General features: G+C 32.3%; 21 protein-coding genes. 11 read left to right on the plus strand and 10 right to left on the minus strand.

Features of this window, described 5'->3' with window-relative positions:
* Positions 1 to 1,837: FG-GAP-like repeat-containing protein (locus ABD077_RS04755; protein ID WP_343910985.1), on the minus strand; the 1,837-nt coding region annotated here is incomplete at its 3' end.
* Between the two features lie 331 nt (positions 1,838 to 2,168).
* Between ABD077_RS04755 and ABD077_RS04760 the strand changes: the two genes are divergently transcribed.
* The gene (locus tag ABD077_RS04760) at positions 2,169 to 2,903 is read left to right on the plus strand and encodes a DUF6503 family protein (RefSeq protein WP_343910987.1); all 735 of its coding nucleotides are present in this window, start codon (positions 2,169 to 2,171) and stop codon (positions 2,901 to 2,903) included.
* A gap of 25 nt (positions 2,904 to 2,928) precedes the next feature.
* Here the strand turns inward: ABD077_RS04760 and ABD077_RS04765 are convergent, their stop codons facing one another.
* The 5 genes from ABD077_RS04765 to ABD077_RS04785 form a co-directional block, all read right to left on the minus strand.
* Complete coding sequence (locus ABD077_RS04765) at positions 2,929 to 3,081, minus strand: hypothetical protein (protein ID WP_343910989.1); 153 nt, start codon at positions 3,079 to 3,081, stop codon at positions 2,929 to 2,931.
* Between the two features lie 196 nt (positions 3,082 to 3,277).
* Positions 3,278 to 4,918, minus strand: coding sequence for an FAD-dependent oxidoreductase (locus ABD077_RS04770; protein ID WP_343910991.1), 1,641 nt, complete (start codon positions 4,916 to 4,918; stop codon positions 3,278 to 3,280).
* Between the two features lie 89 nt (positions 4,919 to 5,007).
* On the minus strand, positions 5,008 to 5,214 hold the full coding sequence (locus ABD077_RS04775) for a (4Fe-4S)-binding protein (protein ID WP_343910993.1): 207 nt from the start codon (positions 5,212 to 5,214) through the stop codon (positions 5,008 to 5,010).
* 2 nt (positions 5,215 to 5,216) lie between these two features.
* Positions 5,217 to 5,501, minus strand: a complete 285-nt coding sequence (locus tag ABD077_RS04780; protein WP_343910995.1) for a GNAT family N-acetyltransferase — start codon at positions 5,499 to 5,501, stop codon at positions 5,217 to 5,219.
* Between the two features lie 167 nt (positions 5,502 to 5,668).
* Complete coding sequence (locus ABD077_RS04785; RefSeq protein WP_343910997.1) at positions 5,669 to 6,562, minus strand: YihY/virulence factor BrkB family protein; 894 nt, start codon at positions 6,560 to 6,562, stop codon at positions 5,669 to 5,671.
* Positions 6,563 to 6,840: 278 nt separating this feature from the next.
* On the opposite strand from ABD077_RS04785, the gene ABD077_RS04790 reads away from it, so the two are divergent.
* The 6 genes from ABD077_RS04790 to ABD077_RS04815 are packed head-to-tail and all read left to right on the plus strand — an operon-like array spanning position 6,841 to position 15,684.
* Positions 6,841 to 7,416: a hypothetical protein gene (locus ABD077_RS04790; RefSeq protein ID WP_343911000.1), complete on the plus strand. Its 576-nt coding sequence runs from the start codon at positions 6,841 to 6,843 to the stop codon at positions 7,414 to 7,416.
* A gap of 33 nt (positions 7,417 to 7,449) precedes the next feature.
* On the plus strand, positions 7,450 to 8,673 hold the full coding sequence (locus tag ABD077_RS04795) for a Pycsar system effector family protein (protein WP_343911002.1): 1,224 nt from the start codon (positions 7,450 to 7,452) through the stop codon (positions 8,671 to 8,673).
* Positions 8,674 to 8,679: 6 nt separating this feature from the next.
* Positions 8,680 to 10,209 (plus strand): GH3 family acyl-acid amido synthetase, encoded by a 1,530-nt coding sequence (locus tag ABD077_RS04800; RefSeq protein ID WP_343911004.1) that lies wholly within the window; start codon positions 8,680 to 8,682, stop codon positions 10,207 to 10,209.
* Between the two features lie 10 nt (positions 10,210 to 10,219).
* Positions 10,220 to 13,942 carry a metallophosphoesterase gene (locus ABD077_RS04805; RefSeq protein ID WP_343911006.1) on the plus strand — a complete coding sequence of 1,241 codons (3,723 nt, stop codon included), beginning with the start codon at positions 10,220 to 10,222 and terminating at the stop codon, positions 13,940 to 13,942.
* A gap of 17 nt (positions 13,943 to 13,959) precedes the next feature.
* Positions 13,960 to 14,763 (plus strand): phosphatase PAP2 family protein, encoded by an 804-nt coding sequence (locus tag ABD077_RS04810; protein WP_343911008.1) that lies wholly within the window; start codon positions 13,960 to 13,962, stop codon positions 14,761 to 14,763.
* Positions 14,764 to 14,796: 33 nt separating this feature from the next.
* On the plus strand, positions 14,797 to 15,684 hold the full coding sequence (locus ABD077_RS04815) for a DUF6268 family outer membrane beta-barrel protein (RefSeq protein ID WP_343911010.1): 888 nt from the start codon (positions 14,797 to 14,799) through the stop codon (positions 15,682 to 15,684).
* Positions 15,685 to 15,692: 8 nt separating this feature from the next.
* On the opposite strand, the gene cls is transcribed toward ABD077_RS04815, so the two are convergent.
* The 3 genes from cls to ABD077_RS04830 form a co-directional block, all read right to left on the minus strand.
* Complete coding sequence (cls, locus tag ABD077_RS04820) at positions 15,693 to 17,114, minus strand: cardiolipin synthase (protein ID WP_343911012.1); 1,422 nt, start codon at positions 17,112 to 17,114, stop codon at positions 15,693 to 15,695.
* Positions 17,115 to 17,384: 270 nt separating this feature from the next.
* On the minus strand, positions 17,385 to 17,567 hold the full coding sequence (locus tag ABD077_RS04825; RefSeq protein WP_343911014.1) for a hypothetical protein: 183 nt from the start codon (positions 17,565 to 17,567) through the stop codon (positions 17,385 to 17,387).
* A 27-nt stretch (positions 17,568 to 17,594) separates the two neighbouring features.
* Entirely contained in the window at positions 17,595 to 17,759 is a 165-nt protein-coding gene (locus ABD077_RS04830) for a DUF1328 family protein (protein WP_299604601.1), read from the minus strand.
* A gap of 199 nt (positions 17,760 to 17,958) precedes the next feature.
* Here ABD077_RS04830 and ABD077_RS04835 point away from each other — a divergent pair, with 199 nt between their 5' ends.
* From ABD077_RS04835 to ABD077_RS04845, 3 genes are all read left to right on the plus strand, one after another.
* Positions 17,959 to 19,002 (plus strand): helix-turn-helix domain-containing protein, encoded by a 1,044-nt coding sequence (locus ABD077_RS04835; RefSeq protein ID WP_343911017.1) that lies wholly within the window; start codon positions 17,959 to 17,961, stop codon positions 19,000 to 19,002.
* A 180-nt stretch (positions 19,003 to 19,182) separates the two neighbouring features.
* On the plus strand, positions 19,183 to 20,202 hold the full coding sequence (locus ABD077_RS04840) for an AraC family transcriptional regulator (RefSeq protein WP_343911019.1): 1,020 nt from the start codon (positions 19,183 to 19,185) through the stop codon (positions 20,200 to 20,202).
* Positions 20,203 to 20,316: 114 nt separating this feature from the next.
* Positions 20,317 to 20,658, plus strand: a complete 342-nt coding sequence (locus ABD077_RS04845; RefSeq protein ID WP_343911021.1) for a hypothetical protein — start codon at positions 20,317 to 20,319, stop codon at positions 20,656 to 20,658.
* Here the strand turns inward: ABD077_RS04845 and ABD077_RS04850 are convergent.
* Entirely contained in the window at positions 20,648 to 21,349 is a 702-nt protein-coding gene (locus tag ABD077_RS04850; RefSeq protein WP_343911023.1) for an SOS response-associated peptidase, read from the minus strand. The genes ABD077_RS04845 and ABD077_RS04850 overlap by 11 nt on opposite strands.
* 256 nt (positions 21,350 to 21,605) lie before the next feature.
* Between ABD077_RS04850 and ABD077_RS04855 the strand changes: the two genes are divergently transcribed.
* Positions 21,606 to 22,610, plus strand: coding sequence for a helix-turn-helix transcriptional regulator (locus ABD077_RS04855; RefSeq protein WP_343911025.1), 1,005 nt, complete (start codon positions 21,606 to 21,608; stop codon positions 22,608 to 22,610).
* Positions 22,611 to 22,677: the final 67 nt, after the last annotated feature.

The raw sequence follows: 22,677 nt of genomic DNA on the forward strand, positions 1-22,677 counted from the left end.
TACAATACAAGGATTGATCATAGCTAAAACTAGCATCATCAAGTTCAGTTATATTTACGTTTGCTTGACTGGAGTTAGGACAAGTTCCAGTTGTGGTATAGGTTACTACATAATCACCCGGATCACTGTTAGTGATATCAATAACTCCTGAATCAGGATCAATATTCAATCCAGTTGTACTAGCGAATACTCCGCCTGTTAATCCTGTAATAGCAGGTGTTGTTTCGGATTGATCTTTACAGTACAAGGATTGATCATAGCTAAAGCTAGCATCGTCGAGTTCAGTTATATTTACATTTACTTGACTGGAGTTAGGACAAGTTCCAGTTGTGGTATAGGTTACTGCATAATCTCCCGGATCACTATTTGTAATATCAATAACTCCTGAATCAGGATCAATATTCAATCCAGTTGTACTAGCGAATACTCCGCCTGTTAATCCTGTAATAGCAGGTGTTGCCTCAGATTGATCTTTACAATACAAGGATTGATCATAGCTAAAACTAGCATCATCCAGGGGATTCACGTTTATTGTAATGGTTAAGCAATTAGCTGTTGTTTCATCGATACAGCTAATGTTGCCATCTTCAGCTCTTATATAATAGGTGGTACTGGGTGCTGTTGGAATTACTTCAAATGCTGAAGTATTTGTTTTGGTAGTGCCCAATAAATTTCCTCCACAGGAATCAGTGTAAATAGACCAGGTAGAGGCAATGTTTAAGTCACCAGTTATAGTGATAGTAGTTGTTTCTCCTTCACATACTTCAGTAGCTGCAGAAATATTTGGTGTACTTGGAGCTATACATACAGGAATTTGTTTAAACCATGCAAATCTTGCTACATTGAAACTACCTAAAATAGCATCTTTTAAACCATCTCCATCCACATCTCCAAAGTCTATAGTAGGAAAACTTCCTATTTCACCACGAGTTAATTCTCCGTTGAAAGTATTTTGAATGGAGGCAAAGTTTGGAGCTGTAGGTGTTCCAGTATTTTCTAACCATCTAACAAAACCTGTATCAATCATAAAAAACATATCAAGATCCCCATCTTTATCAAAATCTTCGAATACAGGTATTGGAACATCCATATTATTAAACGCACTTTCGTCATCCCATGGACTATCCGCTTCGGATTGGCGTTCGAAGATAGGATTGTTTATGGTTCCGATATTTTTAAAATAAGTTAGTTTGTCGCTACCAAGTGCCACAAGATCTAAATCTAAATCATTATCAAGATCAACAAAACCTAAACCGGGAAATTCAGCTATCTCTTGATCATGGAGCCCTGGCAATCCATCGGGTATATATTCAAATACTGGAGTTTCTGGAGTTCCTATATTTCTGTAAAAAAGAACATCATTATTTCTATCTCGTTCATAATCATAATCAGTACCAATAAACAAGTCTAGATCTCCGTCGTCATCAATATCTGCAAGTTGCGGTCTGTTTTGATTTCTTACTGTAAGTGTTCTTTCTATCCAAATAGTATCTAAAGTAGGAATGGATGCTGATACCCAATTAGGGGTTGTAATTGTACCATTGTTTTCAAAATAATGTACGGTTCCTCCTTGACTACCAGAAATGAAATCTAAATCACCGTCATTATCCAAGTCACCCAATATAGCAGATCGTAGACGACCTCTGGTAATGGAAGTATTAGGTATTGTTGCTACATCTAGTCCGGCTGGCACGGGTCCTGGTCCAGTCGATGTTCCATCAGGGTTATTGAGAAGACTTCCTCCTCTAAATTCCCAACTTATATAATCTGCTTGGGAGAATAGTAATTGATTCCCCAATAAAAGAAGTAGATAGATAGAAATTAATTTTTTTATCATTTTATTCCAGATATAGCTGATTAGTTCTGTAAACAGAATTTAACCATAAAAGCTTTTTATACAATTTTTAAACAGTACTATTTTTACAAGTAATAATTATGTGCTATAAAGTTCATAATTGAGAATTGTTCTTATCTCATTATCTTGATTTAAAATAGTATTATAATTATCTAGAGGAGGGGATGTTAGATAATTTTTTCCTTTCTTACTTTTTGGCAAAACTAGTAATTAAGTTTTTCTCTGGCAACATAAAGTAATATTAATGACTTATATTAGAGTAATGTAGAATAGTGATTGAATTTTAATTAAATATTCTGATAAAAGCCTAATGATGAAGAAGATCATCAAACTAATACCAGTTCTTTATATCACAATATTGAGCTTACAATGTTGCAAAAAACAATTAGATCCCAAAGAGATTGTGTTAAAATCAATTGAAGCACATGGAGGTATTAATAAGTGGAAGTCTGCAAAAGAACTTTCTTATGTAAAAACAACTATTTTATATGATAGCCTGGGAAGAGTAGAGCAAAAAACTATTCAAACTCATAAGAATATATTTGGTGCTAAACTTACTGCCGAAATGAAATGGATAGAAGATAGTATTAGCAAAATCGTATTGCTTAAAAACGATAACATTTCGATCTATTTTAATGGCGTTGAACAAAAAGAACTAAAACTTAAAGAAAAATACCATAGTGCCATAACTGGAGCGAATTACGTGATTTGGCAGCCTTTTAAATTATTAGACGAAGGATTGTATCTATTTTATGAAGGAGAAGATGTTGTGGATAATAAAAATGTATATACTGTGAAGGTAATTTATTTTAAAGAAGATGGTTCTCCTGACAACATATGGTGGTATTATTTTGATCAGAGAACCTATAAACTTTTAAGTACTATGGTGCACCATGGTGATACTTATAGTTATATAGAAAATACCAAATATGAAACTGTAACAGGGTTATCCTTGAATAAGGAACGAAAAAGTTATAGAGTAGATAGCTTAAGAAATAAAAAGTTCTTAAGAGCCGATTATTTTTATAAAATTTTAGAATTCAATTGATTTCCTTTTTAAACTCTCTAGTTTATTAGGACAAACAATATCTTCCAGGTTCTGGCATGGCTGCTGTTGGTGGTACGTGAATAAAATTTTCACATTGTCCTGCACTATAATCTGTACCTCCATTTACTTTCGATAACTCTTGCCGAGTTAATTTTCTAAATTTTTTCAAAGTCTTCATTTTACTATGTTTTGGTTCTTTAATAAAGTTAATAAATTTTAGAATAGAGAGAAAAAAGAGTCTGTAAAAGATGAAAACCTATTTAAAAACAAAAAAATCGATTAGTATTTTCCAAGTTGTAGTTTTGTTTGTTATTTTCTAATTAAAATTTATTGATGAGTTCTAAATATTAAAAAGAAGATGTTGAAAGTAATTTCTAATCAATAGCCTTTCTTTCTTCCAGATATCGGTGTATTTGACTAATAGCCATAGAACCTTCTCCAACAGCTGAAGCAACTCTTTTTACGGAACCCTTTCGAACATCACCGACCGCAAAAAAACCTGGTACACTTGTTTCCAAGGATTGTGGTTTTCTTTGTTCAAAAATCGCACACTTAGTCAAAGCGTTTTCAGTAACATCTGATCCCGTATAAATAAAACCTTTTGAATCGGTTGCAATTACTTCTCCAAGCCATTCTGTGCAAGGTTTTGCTCCTATAAAAGTAAAAAGATTAGAAATGGATATAGTTTCCTTTTTACCATTAGTTTGCAGCGTAACGGATTCTAAATGATGTGTTCCATATAAGTCAACTACATTGGTTTCCTTATGCAGTATGATATTAGGCTCTGTAATTATTCTTTGTACTAAATAGTCGCTCATTTTCGCTCCAATATTAGTACCGCGAATTATGATATGAACTTCCTTTGCATGTTCAGCTAGAAAAAGAGCGGCTTGTCCGGCAGAATTACCTCCACCAACAACACCTACTATTTCATTTTTACAAGAAGAGGCGTTCATCACTGTTGCGGAATAGAAAACTCCGCTGCCTTCAAACTTTTCAATAGTATCTATAGGTAATTGTCGGTATTGTGCTCCTGTGGCTGCTATTACTGCTTTAGCTTTTATCGTCTTTCCATTGGTAGCACAAATAGTAAAGTAATTTTGATTGTATTCTAATGTCTTAGCTCGATGTGGAATAGAAATATTACATCCAAATTTTTGAGCCTGAATATAAGCCTTATTGGCTAGATCATTTCCTGAGATGCCTGTTGGAAATCCTAGATAATTTTCAATTTTTGAACTTTTTCCAGCTTGTCCTCCCGGAGCATTACTATCTATAGTTACTACGCTTAACCCTTCAGAAGCAGCATATACACTTGCCGCTAGTCCAGATGGGCCTGCTCCAACGATTAAAACATCATAAAGCTCATCGCCAAAGTCCATTAAAACACCTGCTTGCTTAGCAAGTTCTGGAATACTTGGTTTTCTGCAAATCTCTCCGGCAGGGTTTAACAGTATTGGTAATTCATTTTCCTTAACACCAAAGCTTTCTAATAACTGCTGTGCTTCTTCAGAAGTATCTATATTTAAAAAAGTACACCAAATATGGTTTTTTTCCATAAAATCACGAAGTGCATATGTTTCTTTAGAGGATAACGAACCAATTAATTTTATCCCTCCTTCGAATTCATGTAACATGGTTTCCTGTCGTTGAACAAAAGCACTTAAAAGAATGTCGCTAATATCGCTATGAGTTGAGATTACGTTACGAAGTTTATTGGCTTTTACACGTAATAAGGTAGAACCTTTTGAAGCATATCCATTGAATTGAGCTTTTCTATCAGACAGCATGCTATTATCTCCAGTAAATTCATTAATACCGTGAGTAACTATGATCTTTTCTGCTCCGCTTTCATCCTTTATATATACTTCTCCCTTAATAACAATGAAAAAATCATAATCCTTATCTCCAACGTTAAATATTGGTGTTTCGGTTTCAAAGTCTAGAAAGGTTCCATATTCTTTGAAAATATGAATTTGTTTTTGAGTTAATACAGGAAATCGTGAGTCGGTCATAAGCTGAGGTAAGTTTTTTTTAAGTTGTTTTTTATTGTATAATCATCAAGTAATTATATGCTGAAGACAAATGTCTAATAAATAATTTACTACTTGAAGGTTAATGCTCCCGATGGGCAAGCATTAATCTGATCTTTTAGTGCTTCTATTGATGCGTTTTCTGGTTTAATCCAAGGTCTATCCTTGGGATTATAAACCTTAGGTAAAGTTTTAACACAAATGCCTGAATGGATACACTTTTTAGGTTTCCATACGACTGTAAAATCTCCTTTCTTATATTCTTTTATTTTTTCCATAGTTAGGGTTTTAATACATCCTTGATATCATCGAGTTTTTTAAACATAGCATTAGCAAAGGGGCATAACGGAAGGATCTTTATATTCTTTTCTCTTGCCATTTCTACAATTTTATAAAGCAATTGCTTGCCAACACCTTTACCATTGTATTCTGGTTCTACCTCTGTATGATCGATAATTATGAAATCACTTCCTGGATCGGAATAGGTCATTAGCCCCGCTTTTTTATCGTTGTCTCGAGCAATAGCAAATCCCTTATTTTCACGTTCTTTGATTTGTATTTCCATTCGTTAGATTTTAAGATTCATATGGCATGTCTTGTATACCTAAAAGTAACTCTTTTAATTAAAAGTTTTTTTGAGAAGATTCTTAAAATACTCACAAGAATCATCAGATTTTGAATGTTCTTCAAATTGTACTTTAGATATTCTTATGTTCCGACTATTCGGATATGCTATGAGATTCTTTCGGCGTAAGAAGCGGGTTCAATTCCAGCGCCATATCGTGATGATAAAACTTTAGTAAACTCTGCACCAAAAAAAAGTATTAAACTAGAATAGGAAACCCATAATAAAATTAAAATTACAGATCCAGCTGCGCCGAAAGCAGATTGTGGGTTTACAGTTCCAAAATATATTCCTAATGCATACTTACCAATACTAAATAGCAATGTAGTTATAAATGCACCTAACCAAACATCTTTCCATTGTATCTTAACATCAGGTAAAACCTTAAATATCAATGCAAATAATACGGTAGTTAGTATAAAAGATAAAATGAAATTAATAAACTGGATAACGTAAATAATAAAGTTGGGAAAATGTTCTCCTATCCAGTCAGTAGTTGCGGTAATCAGAGCGGTTAGTACTAAAGATGTTAGAAGAAGAAAACCAATTACGAGAATTAAACCTAAAGAAAAGATACGATCTTTAATCATTTTTAGAAGCTCATTTTTTGGTTTAGGTTTTACTTTCCATATCGTATTTAGTGACTTTTGTAAGGCAATAAACATACCCGTTGCTCCGTATAATAAGGTAATAATTCCAATAATTATTACTAACGAGGTTTGTTCTATATCAATTGCATTTTGTAACATACTTTCTATGGTGCTTGCAGCGTCTCTGCCGAGAACTTCTGATATCTCTTTAATAATTTTGTTTTTAATTTGTTGCTTTTCATAAAAAATACCTGTCGTTTGAATGATGATGATAAGCAATGCTGGAAAAGAAAATAATGCATAATAGCTTACTGCAGCACTCATTTGAAAAGGTTCATTTGCATTCCAATTCTTAAAAGTTGTAATCAACGTTTTAAGAAATGACTGGATATGTTTAAATATTTTACTCACAATTTTAAAATTTATGAATCAAGAAGGTATAGCCCTTATGTAAATGAAGAAGGCTGTCCTGATTTTTTTTGCTTTGATAGTAAATATATTATTTGCCGAAGAATAATAATGCCCTGATCTCTATAAATATTAGCGCTTTAAGCGAAAGAGTTACCCTTTCTATCATATGCATCAAACTCTGGATCAAATCTGATATATCTTGCCATTATTCAAATTCGAATGTTATAAAAAGAATTAAAAAATATATCCTGCACCTAGTAGTGACATTAATACCAATAATGATTTTTTCACAAGAGATAATACATAAAAATAACAAGATAGTACCGGGCAATCTAAAGAATGAAATTCTTAAGGCGCTTTCGTATTATCCAGAGTTAAAAGAAGTAGCTATAGAGTTTAAAATACAGTCATCTCTTAATAAATCATTTATGAAGGCTCAACCAAAGTTGAGTTCATTTTTTCGATCTAAAAAAAACAGAAAATATGTAATACTAATTAGTAATTCATTTAGCCTAGATGAATTGGTATTAAAAATCGAAGATATTCCTTCTGAGGTTTTGATTGGTTGGTTTGGTCACGAACTAGGACATATAATTGATTATCAACAGAGAAGTTCAATAAACTTGGTGTGGTACGGCATTAGATATTTGTTGTCTCAAAATTACATACGAGAGGCTGAAAAAGCAGCTGATGTATATGCTTTAACCCATAATATGCAGCATTACATCCTACAGACCAAAAGATTTATTCTAGATAATGCAAGTTTACCCCAGAAATATAAGGATAGAATAAGAAGATTGTATTTATCACCAGATGAAATTCTGTTGTTGACTAAGGAGTTTGAGCAAAACTAATAGCGTTTACGCATCATCAAGGAATTTACTAACATGGAATCAATACTTAAAAAATCAGAAACATACATTTTTGAGCTCTTTAAAAAGGAGCTTTCACCTAGTTATTTGTATCATAATTATTTGCATACAAAAAGAGTAGTTACAGCTGCTTCAGAAATATTAGAGCATACTGATATTAAAGAAGAGCTGCACGAAATTGTATTGATTTCTGCTTGGTTTCATGACGCTGGCTATATAAAAGGTTCCAAAAATCACGAAGAAAGAAGTGCTGATTTAGCTAGAGACTTTTTGGAAAAGGAACAAATAAATTCAGAAAAGATCACTTTGATTACTGACTGCATTCTGGCAACAAGAATTGATCAACAACCTATCAACGAGTGTGAAGAGATTTTAAAAGATGCAGACACTTCTCATTTAGCCAAGAAATATTTTGATAAGGTTAGTAATTTATTGCTTCAGGAATTAAAATTAGAAGGCACTTATGAATATAGTACCGAAGAATGGAGAGAAGAAAATATAAAGTTGTTTACACAAGAGCATCGATATTATACAAAATATGCAGTAGAGCATTGGGAACCAGAGAAACACAAGAACTTATTATCAATTCTGAAGAAGAAAAAAAAGAGAATTAGAAAAAGAAATAAAGAAAAGCTAAAAGCAAAATTAAAAGTAAAGTATAAAAATGAAAGCCCTGAAAGAGGCATTCAAACACTATATAGAGTTACCCTTAGAAATCATATAAAGTTGAGTGATATAGCAGATACAAAAGCAAATATTCTTCTTTCTGTAAATGCGATTATTATTTCTCTTGCGTTGGCAAACTTGATTCCTAAGCTAGATGCACCTTCTAACCGACATTTAATGATTCCTAGTCTTATACTAATCTTGTTTAGTGTGGCATCCATTATTCTTTCTATAAGATCAACACAACCTAAAGTAACGGGCGGTGAGTTCACAAAAGAACAAGTGAAAAATAGAAAAGTGAACCTTTTGTTTTTTGGGAATTTTTTCAAAATGCCATATGACCGCTACCAAGAGGCTATAGATGAGGTGATTAATGATAAAAAATATGTCTATAAAATGCTCACAAAAGATCTCTACCTATTAGGGATTGTTTTAAAAAAGAAATACAGACTACTGAAGGTAACTTATATAGTATTTACAATCGGAATCATTCTTTCTGTTATCGCATTTATTGTGGCTTTTGCTGATATGAGTTTTGCGGAGCAGGTTGCTAAACCAATAATAACAAAATAGAAGTTTATGGAAATTGTAGGATCATTAATTAAAGGAGCCATTGATTTAAAAGGAGCATTATCAAATGAACCTAATCACATAGAATCCCAGAAAAAAGTACTCATCGATTTATTACGTAAGGCAGAAAAAACAGAATTTGGAGAAAAGTATGATTTTAATTCTCTAGCTAAATCAGAAGAGGTTCAGAAAGATTTTGCGAAAAGAGTTCCTTATAGTGATTATCATCAAATACATAATGATTTTTGGAAAAGAGTGGTAGAAGGAGAAGAGAATGTGACATGGCCGGGAAATCCAGATTATTTCGCATTAAGCTCTGGAACTACTGGTAAAAAAAGTAAGCGAATTCCTGTAACCGAAGATATGATTACTGCAATTCGTAAAGCAGGAATTAAGCAGGTAGAAGCACTTGCAAATTTTGATTTACCACCCGCTTTTTTTGAGAAAGAAATCTTGATGTTAGGAAGTTCCACAGATTTAAAACAGAAAGATGGTCATTTAGAAGGAGAAATTAGTGGAATTAGTGCTAGTAATATTCCTTTTTGGTTCGAAGGGTATTATAAACCAGGAAAAGAAATTGCTAGAATCGATGACTGGGACCAAAGGGTAAAACATATTGTCAAGCATGCAAAAGAATGGGATATAGGAGCGCTAAGTGGAATCCCTTCATGGATGGAGTTATTATTGCAGGAAATTATACGGTATTACAGGCTCAATAACATACACCAAATATGGCCAAATTTACAGGTGTATACCTCTGGAGGAGTAGCTTTTGGACCCTATGAAAAAAGCTTCAATAAATTACTTGCACAACCGATCACTGTTATTGACACTTATTTGGCTTCTGAAGGATTTATAGCCTACCAAGAGAGACCGGAAACCGATGCTATGAAGTTAATTACTGATAATGGTATTTATTTCGAATTTGTCCCGTTTAAACCCGAATATATCAATCCAGATGGATCCCTTAAACAGAATGCGCCTTCCATCACAATTAATGAGGTGGAAACAGATCAAGATTATGTGTTAATCATTAGTACGGTTTCTGGAGCATGGAGGTATATCATCGGCGATACTATTGAGTTTACAGATATTGACAGAGCTGAAATAAGAATCACAGGAAGAACTAAGTTTTTCTTAAATGTCGTGGGATCTCAGTTATCAGTCAACAAAATGAATACAGCACTTCGGGAGTTAGAAGAAAAATTTAATACAGAAATACCTGAATTTACTCTATCCGCAAAAAGAATTGATGGCGAATTTTATCACTGTTGGTATTTAGGTATAGAGACAGAGATTAATGATCAAGAGTTAGCTGAAGCTTTAGACCAATCTTTAAAAAATAGTAACAAAAACTATAAAGTTGCTAGAAGTAAATCTCTCAAAGGAGTCAAAGTTACAACAGTTCCTGTATCCATTTTCTCAGAATGGAGCGGAACTCAAAAGAAAAAAGGGGGACAGGTAAAAATGGAAAGAGTCATGTCTGAAGAGAAATTTTTGGAATGGGAATCCTTTGTCTCAGAAAAAATATCAAAATAGAAATCGTTTTATGAATTTTAAAAATACATGTTATAGTCTTATTCTTTTCATTGTTTGCAGTTGTGCAACATATGAGCCTAAATATCGAGAGCCTTTCGATGAATCTGGGGTTTTAGTTGCTGAAAAGACAGTAGACAAAACTTTTTATTTAATAGGTGATGCAGGATATGCTAAGCCCAATCAAAGTACCTTAGGATTAACAGCCTTAAAAAAGTACATAGCGGAGCATCCGCAAGAGGGAGATTACACAATTTTTTTAGGAGACAATATTTATCCAGAAGGAATGCCTGATAAAGAAAGCAAGAAAAGAAAGTTAGCAGAGCATAGACTGGACGCACAGATTGAAGCGGTAAAGGATTTCGGTGGTAAAGTATATTTTATCCCAGGGAATCATGATTGGTACAACAAAGGGCTTAAAGGATTAAAACGAGAAGAAGATTATATAGAGGATCAATTAGATGATAATAAACTTTTTAAACCAAAGACAGGATGCGCTTTAGAAAGTATTGAGATTAGTGAAAATGTACAATTGATATTATTTGATTCGCAATGGTTTTTAGAAGATTGGGACAAACATCCTACTATAAATGATAACTGCCCGGAAATTAAGACCAGAGAAGCATTGTTCTTGGAAATAGAAAGTGAATTCAAAAAAAATCAGAACAAAACTATTCTGTTTGCCCTACATCATCCTCTTTTCACAAACGGAGTCCATGGAGGTAATTTCGCTTTAGAAAAACATCTATTTCCTTCACAAAAGAAAATACCCTTACCAGGGTTAGCATCTTTATCATTGTTGATTAGAACCAGTGGAGGTGTTTCTAGTCAGGATAATTTAAATAAGCAATATAAACAACTGGTTAATCGATTAGAGACTTTAGCAAATGCAACGACTGCGGGAAATATCATATTTGCATCAGGTCATGAACATTCCTTGCAATATATAGAAGAAGGTAGTATAAAACAGATCGTATCAGGATCTGGATCTAAAAATTCATATGCAACGCTTAGAAACAATGGATTGTTTGCCTATGGAGCGCAAGGTTTTGCGAAGCTAAATATATACACGGATGGTTCATCAGAAGTGTCATTTTTTGTGAATAAAGATGGGAAACCAGAATTAGTATATACCAAAGAAATATTTCCTGCCAATAAAAAGTTCGATACTTCTTCTCTTAAACCAATTATAAATAATAAAATAAAAGCGTCAGTTTATAATCTGGAAGGGACTAGGCGCACCGAATTTTATAAAGGAATATGGGGAGATCATTATAGAAAATTATATGGGACTAAAATCGAAACACCCGTTGTTCAATTAGACACTCTTTATGGCGGTCTTACAGTAGTTAGAAGAGGTGGAGGTCATCAAACACGATCTTTACGATTGGTGGATAAGCAAGGTAGAGAATATAATATGCGAGCACTTAGAAAAAGTAGCGTGTTGTTTCTACAGTCTACTTTATTTAAAGATAACTACGTAGGTAATTCTCTAAAAAACACGGTTTCAGAAGACATTTTGCAAGATTTCTACACGGCTGCACATCCATTTGCCTTTCTGGCAATTCCAAAATTAGCAGATGCGGTAGGTGTTTTTCACACGAATCCAAAGCTTTATTATATACCCAAACAGGAAGCTTTAAAAGACTATAATAAGAGTTATGGAGACGAATTATATATGATAGAAGAACGTCCTGAAGAAGGTCATAAAGATTTGAAATCTTTTGGAGAACCTGATGATATAGAAAGTACAAATGACCTTTTCGAAAGATTACGTAGAGATGAAAAATACAAACTCGATGAATCTGCTTACATAAGAGCGCGATTATTTGATATGTTGATAGGAGATTGGGATAGACATGAGGATCAATGGAGATGGTCAGAATACAAACTAGAAAATGGGAATAGACTTTTTAAACCGATCCCGAGAGATCGAGACCAGGTGTTTTCTAATTTCGACGGAGCTTTTTTAGGAACACTTCGTGGCTTACTTGGCTTTGCAAACCAATTTCAGGTGTATGGCGATGATATCAAAGATGAAAAGTGGATGAATATATCCGCTCTTAGAATGGATAGGTCGCTATTGAACAATAGTAGTAAAGACAATTGGGTTCAACAAGCAACATACATAAAGAACAATTTAAGTGATCAAGATATAGAGGAAGCTTTTACTCACCTTCCTATTGAAGTGCAAAATGAAACAACGACTGACATCGTCACTAAATTAAAAGGACGTAGAGATAACTTGGTAAATATAGCAGAGCGCTACTATGAGTACTTGGCAAAATTAGCAATAGTTACAGGAACGGATAAAGATGATTATATAGAAATAGAAAGGCTCCCTAAGGGTAAAACTAAAATTACCATTTCCAGAATCAAGGATGGTGAAAAAGCAGATATTGTTAATGAGAAAATATACAGTAAAGAGTATACGAAGGAAATATGGATTTATGGTTTAGATGATGATGATGTTTTTGAGGTATCAGGAAAACCAGAAAACCCTATTAAAATTAGAATAATAGGAGGTCAAAATAATGATATATATAATATCAAGAAAGGAAGAAAAATTACGGTATATGATCATAAAACAAAACCAAATACAGTTAAGAAAAAAGGCGGTGCATCTTTTAGGTTTACCGATAATTATGAAGTAAATCATTTCAATAAGGATCAACGGATTTTCAATAGTAATTCAGTTGTTCCAACTGTTGGATTTAATCCAGATGATGGAGTCAGATTAGGATTATCAAATACATACACTTATAACGGTTTTTTTAGAAATCCGTTCACACGTCAGCATCAAATAAGACTTGGATATTATTTTGCGACGCAAAGTTTCGATATTGAATATACTGGAGAATTTGCTGGGCTTTTAGGAGATTATAATGTAGAAATCTCGGGATTGTATTCCAACCCGAATTTTGCTGTCAACTTTTTTGGATTTGGTAATGATAGTCAAAATAATCAGGACGAATTAGATTTCGATTATAATCGTGTTCGATTAAGTCGATATGGAGGCCATATTGGTGTAGTAAAACGAGGAAGATTCGGAAGTTATTTTAATCATCGTATTTCTATAGAAGGTGTTGAGGCCGAACAGACTCCTGACCGATTTATTTCTGAGTCCATTTTTACAGAAGGGAATAGCCGAGTTTTTGATCGTTTATGGTTTGCAGGAGCAGAGACTACATATCGATATGAAAGTTATGATGTAGATGTGAATCCTACTCAGGGAATGAAGTTTGAAGTGAAGGCAGGTGGTAAATTAAATTTAGAAGATTCTGAGAGAGCTTACGGTTATATCAAACCTTATTTAGGGTTCTACAATTCGATTATTAGAAACAGGAAACTAGTACTTAAAACTGCAGTTTTAGGACATTTTAATGTTGGACGAAACTATGAGTTCTATCAATCTGCTCAGATTGGTGGAGAAAATCTACTAAGAGGATATCGAAATCAACGTTTTTCTGGTCAGAGTGCTCTAGCAGGAAATGTAGACCTCAGGTATAGTTTCGATCAATTTAAGACGCGTCTTCTTCCGTTACAAATTGGAGTATTCCTAGGAACTGGAACGGGTAGAGTATGGTTAGAAGGTGCAGATATCACAAACACCTGGCATAGTGATTTTGGAGGTGGATTTTGGTTGAATAGTACGGATGCTATTCAGGGTACTCTAAATTTATTTACAGGTGAAGATGGGTTGAGGTTTTCATTTGGATTTTCATTTAATTTTTAAACAAAAAAATAAATCATATGATAGTTAGAACATTTACATTAATTCTATTAACTGTTTTTTGTACAGTAAATAGTTATTCGCAAAAGGATTCACCCTATGAAACCGACTTATGGGTTGATGGAGCTTGGACAACCTTAGGTGTGGCAGGATCCGTATACGGGTTTACGCTATTGGTTAATAAGGAAGGGATTAATGAGCAAGAGCTTAATGATCTTAGTAGAGATGATATACCTTCTTTTGATAGATGGGCAGCTGGCAATTATTCTGAAAGTATAAATAAAGTAAGTGATATTCCTTTCTATACATCTTTTGCTACTCCATTTTTATTCTTGTTAAATGGAGATACTAGAGGACATGCCGGTCAATTATCAATTATGCTTGTAGAAAGTATGGCTACTACGGGAGCACTTTTTACAATAACTGCAGGTTTAGTAAATAGGCCTAGACCTTTAGTGTATTCTGAAGAAGCTCCTTTGTCCGAACGATTATCAAAAGACTCTCAGAGATCCTTTTATAGTGGTCATGCTGCTGCATCAGCAACAGCAACGTTCTTTGCGGCGAAGGTTTTTAGTGATTTTTTCCCTGATTCTAAAGCAAAACCTTTTGTATGGGCTGGAGCTGCAATTATTCCTGCCGCAGTAGGATACTTTAGAATTCAATCTGGGAAACATTTTCTTTCAGATGTAATTCTAGGGTACACAATTGGTGCATTAACAGGAGTGTTAGTTCCAGAATTACATAAAAAAAAGAATAGAAACCTAAAGATAATGCCAAGCATAGGCTTTGGAGAACAAAATCTACGTATCTCGTATCGCTTCTAGAACTATTGTTTAATACTAAACTTTTAAAAATTTATGCATAGACTTTATATCCTTTTCTTTTTATGTTCATTTACGATGTATGGCCAACTTTCTGATTTGGCTAGGATAGAATACACCTATTTTCCGCAAAGAGATAGTGATAATTCTTTTAGAAGATTCAGGACATTTATAAAGTATCCGATCAAATTAAATGATAAGGGTAGCTACCTGATTCCTGGAATTGAATACAGAAATTTTAACTTTAGGTATCGTGATGAAGTGAATTTTGATAAAACAGATTTGGAACGATTCAGCTCGTTTGAAGCAAGTTTAGGATATACTTTTAAATTAAAAAATGATTGGAGATTTGCTGCCCAATTTGGAGGAATTGTAGCGTCAAATTTTGAAAATGGAGAAATTGACAAGGATGATATCTTATTTACCGGATCAGTTTTTTTCATAAAAGACCATACAAAAAAAGAGATCCCGAAACCTTGGAGGCTTATTTTAGGAATCCGTTATTCTACCACAGCAGGAAGACCATTTCCACTGCCTTTTATTAACTATTACAAAGAATTTAAACCTAATTGGTCTTTTGTTTTGGGAGTTCCTAAGTCTAATATCAAATATCGATTTAAGAAAAAGAATGCTGTTCAGGCTTTCGCTACCTTGGATGGATTTTTTGCCAATATTCAAAATAATAGAAACTTTAATGATAGTATTACTGCAGAAGAAAAAGTTGCTAATAATATATCAATGACAATTGTATTAGCAGGCTTAGGTTATGAACGATTTATTACCAAAAATCTTGTTTTTTATACGTATGGAGGATTTACAATTTTAAATGATATTAGACTTAGGGATGAAGATCAAGAAAATGTATTAACCTTAAACGATCAAAACAGTTTCTATATCCGTGGAGGTTTAAAATTGAAACTCTAAAAATTGTATTACAATAGTGGATTAAAAAATCTAGCAATACCTTCTAATAATTTCATTTTTAGAGGCCTGTTCTTAAAGGATTCATAGTCCAATTGAGTGCTCGTATCACAATCTTCAAGAAAATGCTTAGTTAGTTCCTTAGAAACGTTTTCATCATAAATTAGCACATTGGTTTCAAAATTATGTTCAAAACTTCTGTGGTCAAAGTTTCCGGATCCTACCGAGGCAATTTTATCATCTATAATAATTAATTTGCTGTGTAAGAAGTCTTCTTTTTGTTGATATACTTCAATCCCAAGGAAAAGCAATTCTTCTAAGAAAGAAAGTACACTGTATTTAGCTAACCAGGAATCTGATTTTCTAGGAATTAATAATTTAATCTTTACACCACTTAATGCTGCTATTCTCAGAGATTCCAGCATAGCACTATTAGGTATAAAGTATGGATTAGAAATATGGATGTACTCTTCGGCTAGGTTAATCATTGTGATATACTGCTGCATTATGGACGGATGATCAGAGTCTGGACCACTAGAGACTATCTGGACAGGAACATCATCCACCTTTTTTATTTTTGGAAGATAGTAATCTGTTAGAAGTAATTCCTTATCACTGGCGAAGTAATAGTCTTTTATAAAAACTCGATGCAAATGATCAACTGCGGGTCCGTTTAGATACAAATGTGTATCATCCCAAATACCCAAATCAGATTTAGGATTAATGTATTTATCAGAAATATTTACGCCTCCCGTAAAACCAATTTCACCATCAATGATTAGTATTTTTCGATGATTTCTATAGTTCAAAGTAAACAAAAAACTACCGTAATGCAATGGCATTATAGGGAATATCTTTACACCTATGTTTTTAAACTTCGAAATAGTATTTTTTTTCAGAGAATAGCTGCCAATGGCATCGTAGAGGATGCGGACTTCTACATTTTCTTGTATTTTTTCTTTTATTACTTTATATAATTTATCTACTAATTCACCTTCTTCTAGGATATAATATTGTAGATGAATAAATTTTTTCGCTTTTTCTAGTGCTGTAAAAATGGTATCAAATGTTGTTTGTCCATCTTGTAGTATGTTAATTTCATTTCCAGAAAGTGTAGTGAAGCCTGAACTTTTGTGCATCAATTGCGATAGTTTGGAGCATATTTTATCATCGAATTGGCTTTGGTATTCTTTTATAAGTTCTTGATTAAAACTTTCGTTATAAAGACGTCTTCGTACTGTTTGCTTTAATTTGAAAAACTTAAATTTTCTTCTGTTGATTCCAAAAATGATATAAAGAATAATCCCGATAAAGGGAAAAAGTATAATAATAAGTAACCAACTTAAGGATTTTGTCGGTCTTGATCCGTACAATATGATATGTAATGTCGCTAAAAAATTTAGAAGTCCATAAAGACATAAAATATATATCATATTAACAATTCGATCTTTTAGAATAGGTTATTTATGAATATTCTAACCTAAAATATTTTCAACGATAAGATAGTGCTATGTTAGCACTTTTATAAAGTAAAAACACATAAATAAAAATAGCACTATAAAAAAGTTTATAGTGTACTTTACAATTTTTTTTAGTGGAATATTGTTCATGAGTACGTTTTTAGAATTGGTTATTTTAAAAAACAGGCAATTACCATACCCCTAGAATCACCTGTTTTTTTCTTTACAATTAATATTTAAATATTAATTGTCATCAGTAGCATCTTCCACAGCATCTCCAACTTCATCAGCTGCGTCATCTACTGCATCCGTGGTTTCTTCTACTGCATCTTCAATTTTTTCTCCAGTGGTTTTCTTTTCTCTACAACTAGTGAATCCTATAAGTAGCAGGCACACTGTTGTTATGGTTATAAATATTTTTTTCATTGTATAATTATTTAAGGTTTGGATTGGTTAGGCTTTAAATCTTTTTCCAAATATTAAGGATACTAAAAAGAGTATAATAAATAGGAAAAATAATATCTTGGCGATACTAGCTGCTCCTGCAGCGATTCCTCCAAATCCAAATATTCCTGCAACTATTGCTAAAATGACAAAAATGACGGTCCAACGTAACATAATGTGTGTTTTTAATGATTTAACTTGCTCTGTGAAGAGTGGTTTGATTTTCAAACCTTAACTGGTGTAAAGGTCTTCAAATCAAGAGGAATTGTTTAACTGTATCACTTTAGATCTTAACTCCTTTACTTTTCGGTCATAGAATCTAAAAGACTTCGTTAAATTAGATTATCTTTATATTATACAACAAATCATCTAAGTGAAAAAAAAGATTTCAGTAAAGGATCAAAAGACTCAAAATATTGTCATTGGTATGGCCAATGATTTGGGAGTGGACTATGAACAAAATAACCGAGAATATTGTATACGTATACCAGAAGAATTGGGATCTGGGTACGTTCGATCTTTTGAATTTGACTTTGGAGTTGGAGTTGTAGAAACAGACTATTTATTAAAAAAAGAATTTCAATTTCATTTACAAAAGGGAGTAGTACACCCTTTAAAATTAATTTTTAATAGAGAATCTAGTATCTTTCATAAGTTTGAAGAAGAAGAGAAATTTCAAGAAATACGAAGGTTAGAAAACATTATTGTAGCGAGTACCCCTTCGAATAATCATATTTTTAAGGTGCCGTCGGGTAATCCAATTTGTATTTTTAGTTTAGAAATTAATAGAAAACTGTTTGAGGAAAAGATAGAATCTTTCCTTCCCGATATGCATGACGATCTCAGAATGCTATTTCGCGATGTGAATGGAATCAACACATTTTACAATAAAAATAATTATAGTCTAGACATCTCGAAACTTATTTCAGAATTTACAGAATGCGAGCTTTCTGGTTTTATGCGACAGGTATATTTAGAGGGGAAAGCATATGAAATATTAACATTACTCTTAAAACAGTATTTGGATGATTTAAAAGATCCAGATAAACGCCAAATAATAAGACAAGCTACTATCGAAGCTGTTGAAAATGCAGTCACAATTATAGAAGAAGAAATAGAAGGTATTGGCAATATTGTTAATCTTGCAAAAAGAGTTGGTCTTAATCAAAATACACTTCAGAGTGGTTTTAAAAAATTATATAACACATCGGTTAATGAGTTTATCAAAAACTTTAGGATCGAAAAAGCTAAAGATCTATTAGAAGAATCAGACCTTAATATAACCGAAATCACCTATAAGGTTGGTATTAATTCTAGAAGTTATTTTTCTAAATTATTTAAGAAGAAGTACGGTGTGACTCCAAAAAATTACTTAGATAAAGTGAGAGGCAATAAAGATGATTCTAAATCCGCATAAACTACTAATGTAGAACAACTTTATTCAGTACATATAGCTTCCAATCCCTTGTTATAATTATTTTTCCTTATGCAAAACTGACCAATAGTGTTAGTATAAGTTTCAAAATTGTTAATCTGTTTAGGCTAAATCTAATTTCTTTGTACAAAAGCTAAATTACAAGTTAGATTGAGTCAAAAAATGCAGAGAATCGAAATACGAAGTATTGATGGTGCGGAAATTTTACAACAACTTAATGAATTCTTAGAAGGTAATATCGTAGAACAGTGGGGAGAGTATGTTCTAGAGTTTGATAATAAATTTGGTAAAGGATCTATAAGAAGTATCGCCTTTGATTGGGGAATTACTTTAGTAGATTATAATGTCAACTTTACCGAAGACACTAAGATTATCTTTAGTGTTGGCAATGCAAGCCCTATAGAGTTTATTTTTATATCCGAGGGTAGTTTAGAGTACCAGAATAGCTCTAGAGAAGGATCATATTCTTTCGAACGTTATCAAAACATTATCATTTCTAGTGAAAAGTTATCTAAAGAGACTTATATTTTTCCAAATAATACTAGTGTAAAAGTAAACTTCATTTATGTGTTGCCAGGCAAGTTTATAAAGAGAAGAAATAACAACCTAACTTATTTGAGCAAAGGTTTACTTTCTTTATTTAATCAAGAAGAAGATGTCTTACCGTATAAGCATTTTGGCAATTACAATTTAAAAATTGCAGATCAGATCAGGCAATTACAGGAAAGTTACGATCATGGAATTGTTAGAACCCTTTCTATAGAAGGTCAGTTAAATTTGATCATGGCTATGCAAATGTTAGAGCATTATAATTATGAGAATAATTTGGGGCTTCCAGAATCATTATCCAGATATGATATAAAAAGGATTCATAATTTATCGGGATATATTATGGATAACATTTCAGAACCGTTATCCGTTAGTGCACTGGCTACACGAGCGGGAATGAGCCCTAAGAAACTACAATTGGGTTTTAAGGTGTTGTACTCAAAATCTGTTAACGAGTATATAAGACAATTAAAGCTAGAAATTTCTAGAGATTATATCAAAAATACCAACGATTCTATATCGGAAATCGTTTATAAAATAGGCTTAAAAAGTAGAAGTTATTTTTCTAAAATCTTCTTTGAGCGCTATGGAATTCTACCAACGGAGTACAGGAAAAAAGTAAGGAAAGAGTAATAGAAAGAGCTGTTTTTGGAATACTAATACAAATTCTAAATGCGAAACCCTATCTACTAAAATGTAGTAATTATTACATTTTAAAGGATAGATATTGTCCAAATCTTAATAAATATGACCTTAACACAAAAGGAAAGAACACTAGTAAATCTAAAATTTAAAACTACGTTGCCAATCGAAGAGCTGGAAAAGATCTCTACCGAACGGAAACGTATTTTAAAAAAAACAAAGGGGTTGATATCGTTTTTCTGCTATACAAATGATGAAACCAAAACCATTGGAGGTATTTTTATTTTTGAAAGTTTGATCCTTGCAAACCAATACGTCGGAAAATTCTTAACCGATGGCTTAGGTCCAAAATATGGAGTGATTCCCATGACGCTGAAAATAGATATAGGTTCTATTAAAGAAGAAATAATTGGAGAAAATTTTGATATCCAAAATATTAGGGAATAGGAATGTCGTTGTAATAAACTGGGGCTAGCATAGATTCAAAAGAAATATCATTTTTAAAAAACTCTTTGGCAATTGGATGTGCTGTTAATTCAGATGATGTTACATTGTCTAAAAGTTCGTTAGTTTCATTAAGTGTTAATTTTGAATTTAACCATGCTTTGTAGTCTTTGTTGGTTATAATAATAGGCATTGAATTGCGAAGATTTTGGATAGTTTTTACTATTCCAGTAGCTTTTGAGGTTAACATGCTACAAGTTATAAATCCATCATCAAGTGTGTTGTAAATTCCGGCTACTAAAAATGGTTTTCGATTTTTTTGATACACATAATACGGGTAAAGATTTCCATTTCGCAAATGATATATGTAAAAGCCTGTAATGATTATTACACAATGTCTTATACCAAATGAATTCTTTATTACTACGTTTGTATGTAGTTCATCTCTGTCTAGATAAAGAGTGTTGTAAACTTTCTGAAAATCAGACCATTCGTCTTGATAATTACTTGGCAACAGGCCCCAAATACCAAAGGATATATTTTTTTGATTTTCTGAAGTAATAATGGATACCGTTGATTCATTACCGCCGTCAATAACGGAGTATGGCGTGTAGAGTTTTGGAAACTTGTATTTGATTTTAAATTCAGTTTCTATTGTATCCTTATCTGCTATGTTTGCAATTTTTTTAAACATCTCTTTTTCTTACTGTTGCAAGTAAAACAAATATGCAAAACAAAGTTATCTCGTATCATTTAATTAATAACGCATTTAAACGCTTTTTAGAAATTATTAGTAGTCGTTTATTTTTTTATGCGATAGAGTCAATCAAAAATTCAATAAAGATAAAGATTTGTTTATTTGCGGATTAAATTTGCAAATAGCACAAAATGCTAAACTTCTAAAATTCAACAAGATAAATGTTGTACATGAATACATGAAAAGTGTAAAAATGAATACTTCAAATATTCCATCAGAGTTAAAAACTCTAAATGAACTTTTTCATGGAAGTGTTCAAACAAAGTATAATATTCATACACTTGTCATTGATTCATCTATAGGGGTTGGTCATATTAGATACACAAACTTACAGAAAGGTCTGTATACGTACGATTTTGATATCAAATTGTTCAAAGATTTGATGTTACCAATAAATTCTATTACAACTAATTCTATACAATTTTTATATTGTCTGAAAGGATATTATTATCACCGATCGGATGAGTTTATTGAACAATTAAAAATAGAACAATATCATACTGCAGTTGCACACAGTAATAACTTTTCAACTAATAAGATATATATAGAAAAGAATTGTTCATTTATGTTTAATATAATTTGTATTGATAAAAATGAATATTTCGATTACTCAAACCTTCAAAACAACCTTTTTGATAAGAAAATTCAAGATTTATTATTCAATGTAAAGAATACATCAAAGTGTTTTCATCTAGGAAACTATAATTTAAAAATAGCCGAACAACTAAAATTGTTATTTAGTATAGAACATAGTATTGAGTTTTCGGAATTACTTTCTCAAAAGGGGAGATATTATCTTATCCTGGCTAAACATATAGAGCAGTTTTATACAGAAATCGAAAATGAATCAAACACTACTGGTTTACTAAAAAACGAATTAACTTCTATTTCAGCATTAGGGGAATTCATTAGAAATCATCCAGAAATTCAACATAGTATTAAATCATTATGTCTTAAATCTGGTATTTCTCCTGCAAAATTACAAGAAGGGTTTAAGTTTATTTATGAAAGAACCGTATCTGATTTTGTACGCAATGTGCGGTTAGAAAAAGCCGCAAAACTTATAAGAAATACAGATTTATCGATTTCAGAAATTGTATACTCCGTTGGGCTCACAAGTAGGAGTTATTTTTGTAAGATATTTAAAAAAAAATATCTCTGTAGTCCAAAAGAATATAAACTAAAAAAAACATCATAATCATTACTCCTCCTAATAATAAAATTCCCTTTTTTAAAATTTTAATACCTTAATTAATATGTCAATA

Origin of the sequence: Aquimarina litoralis, assembly GCF_039523995.1 — a bacterium.
GTDB classification, from domain to species: domain Bacteria; phylum Bacteroidota; class Bacteroidia; order Flavobacteriales; family Flavobacteriaceae; genus Aquimarina; species Aquimarina litoralis.

Coding starts and splice junctions, on each gene's coding strand:
- ABD077_RS04760 (WP_343910987.1), top strand. CDS start 2,169: ATGAAGAAGATCATCAAACTAATACCAGTTCTTTATATCACAATATTG.
- ABD077_RS04765 (WP_343910989.1), bottom strand. CDS start 3,081: ATGAAGACTTTGAAAAAATTTAGAAAATTAACTCGGCAAGAGTTATCG.
- ABD077_RS04770 (WP_343910991.1), bottom strand. CDS start 4,918: ATGACCGACTCACGATTTCCTGTATTAACTCAAAAACAAATTCATATT.
- ABD077_RS04775 (WP_343910993.1), bottom strand. CDS start 5,214: ATGGAAAAAATAAAAGAATATAAGAAAGGAGATTTTACAGTCGTATGG.
- ABD077_RS04780 (WP_343910995.1), bottom strand. CDS start 5,501: ATGGAAATACAAATCAAAGAACGTGAAAATAAGGGATTTGCTATTGCT.
- ABD077_RS04790 (WP_343911000.1), top strand. CDS start 6,841: ATGATTTTTTCACAAGAGATAATACATAAAAATAACAAGATAGTACCG.
- ABD077_RS04795 (WP_343911002.1), top strand. CDS start 7,450: ATGGAATCAATACTTAAAAAATCAGAAACATACATTTTTGAGCTCTTT.
- ABD077_RS04800 (WP_343911004.1), top strand. CDS start 8,680: ATGGAAATTGTAGGATCATTAATTAAAGGAGCCATTGATTTAAAAGGA.
- ABD077_RS04805 (WP_343911006.1), top strand. CDS start 10,220: ATGAATTTTAAAAATACATGTTATAGTCTTATTCTTTTCATTGTTTGC.
- ABD077_RS04810 (WP_343911008.1), top strand. CDS start 13,960: ATGATAGTTAGAACATTTACATTAATTCTATTAACTGTTTTTTGTACA.
- ABD077_RS04815 (WP_343911010.1), top strand. CDS start 14,797: ATGCATAGACTTTATATCCTTTTCTTTTTATGTTCATTTACGATGTAT.
- cls (WP_343911012.1), bottom strand. CDS start 17,114: ATGATATATATTTTATGTCTTTATGGACTTCTAAATTTTTTAGCGACA.
- ABD077_RS04825 (WP_343911014.1), bottom strand. CDS start 17,567: ATGAAAAAAATATTTATAACCATAACAACAGTGTGCCTGCTACTTATA.
- ABD077_RS04830 (WP_299604601.1), bottom strand. CDS start 17,759: ATGTTACGTTGGACCGTCATTTTTGTCATTTTAGCAATAGTTGCAGGA.
- ABD077_RS04840 (WP_343911019.1), top strand. CDS start 19,183: ATGCAGAGAATCGAAATACGAAGTATTGATGGTGCGGAAATTTTACAA.
- ABD077_RS04845 (WP_343911021.1), top strand. CDS start 20,317: ATGACCTTAACACAAAAGGAAAGAACACTAGTAAATCTAAAATTTAAA.
- ABD077_RS04850 (WP_343911023.1), bottom strand. CDS start 21,349: ATGTTTAAAAAAATTGCAAACATAGCAGATAAGGATACAATAGAAACT.
- ABD077_RS04855 (WP_343911025.1), top strand. CDS start 21,606: ATGAATACTTCAAATATTCCATCAGAGTTAAAAACTCTAAATGAACTT.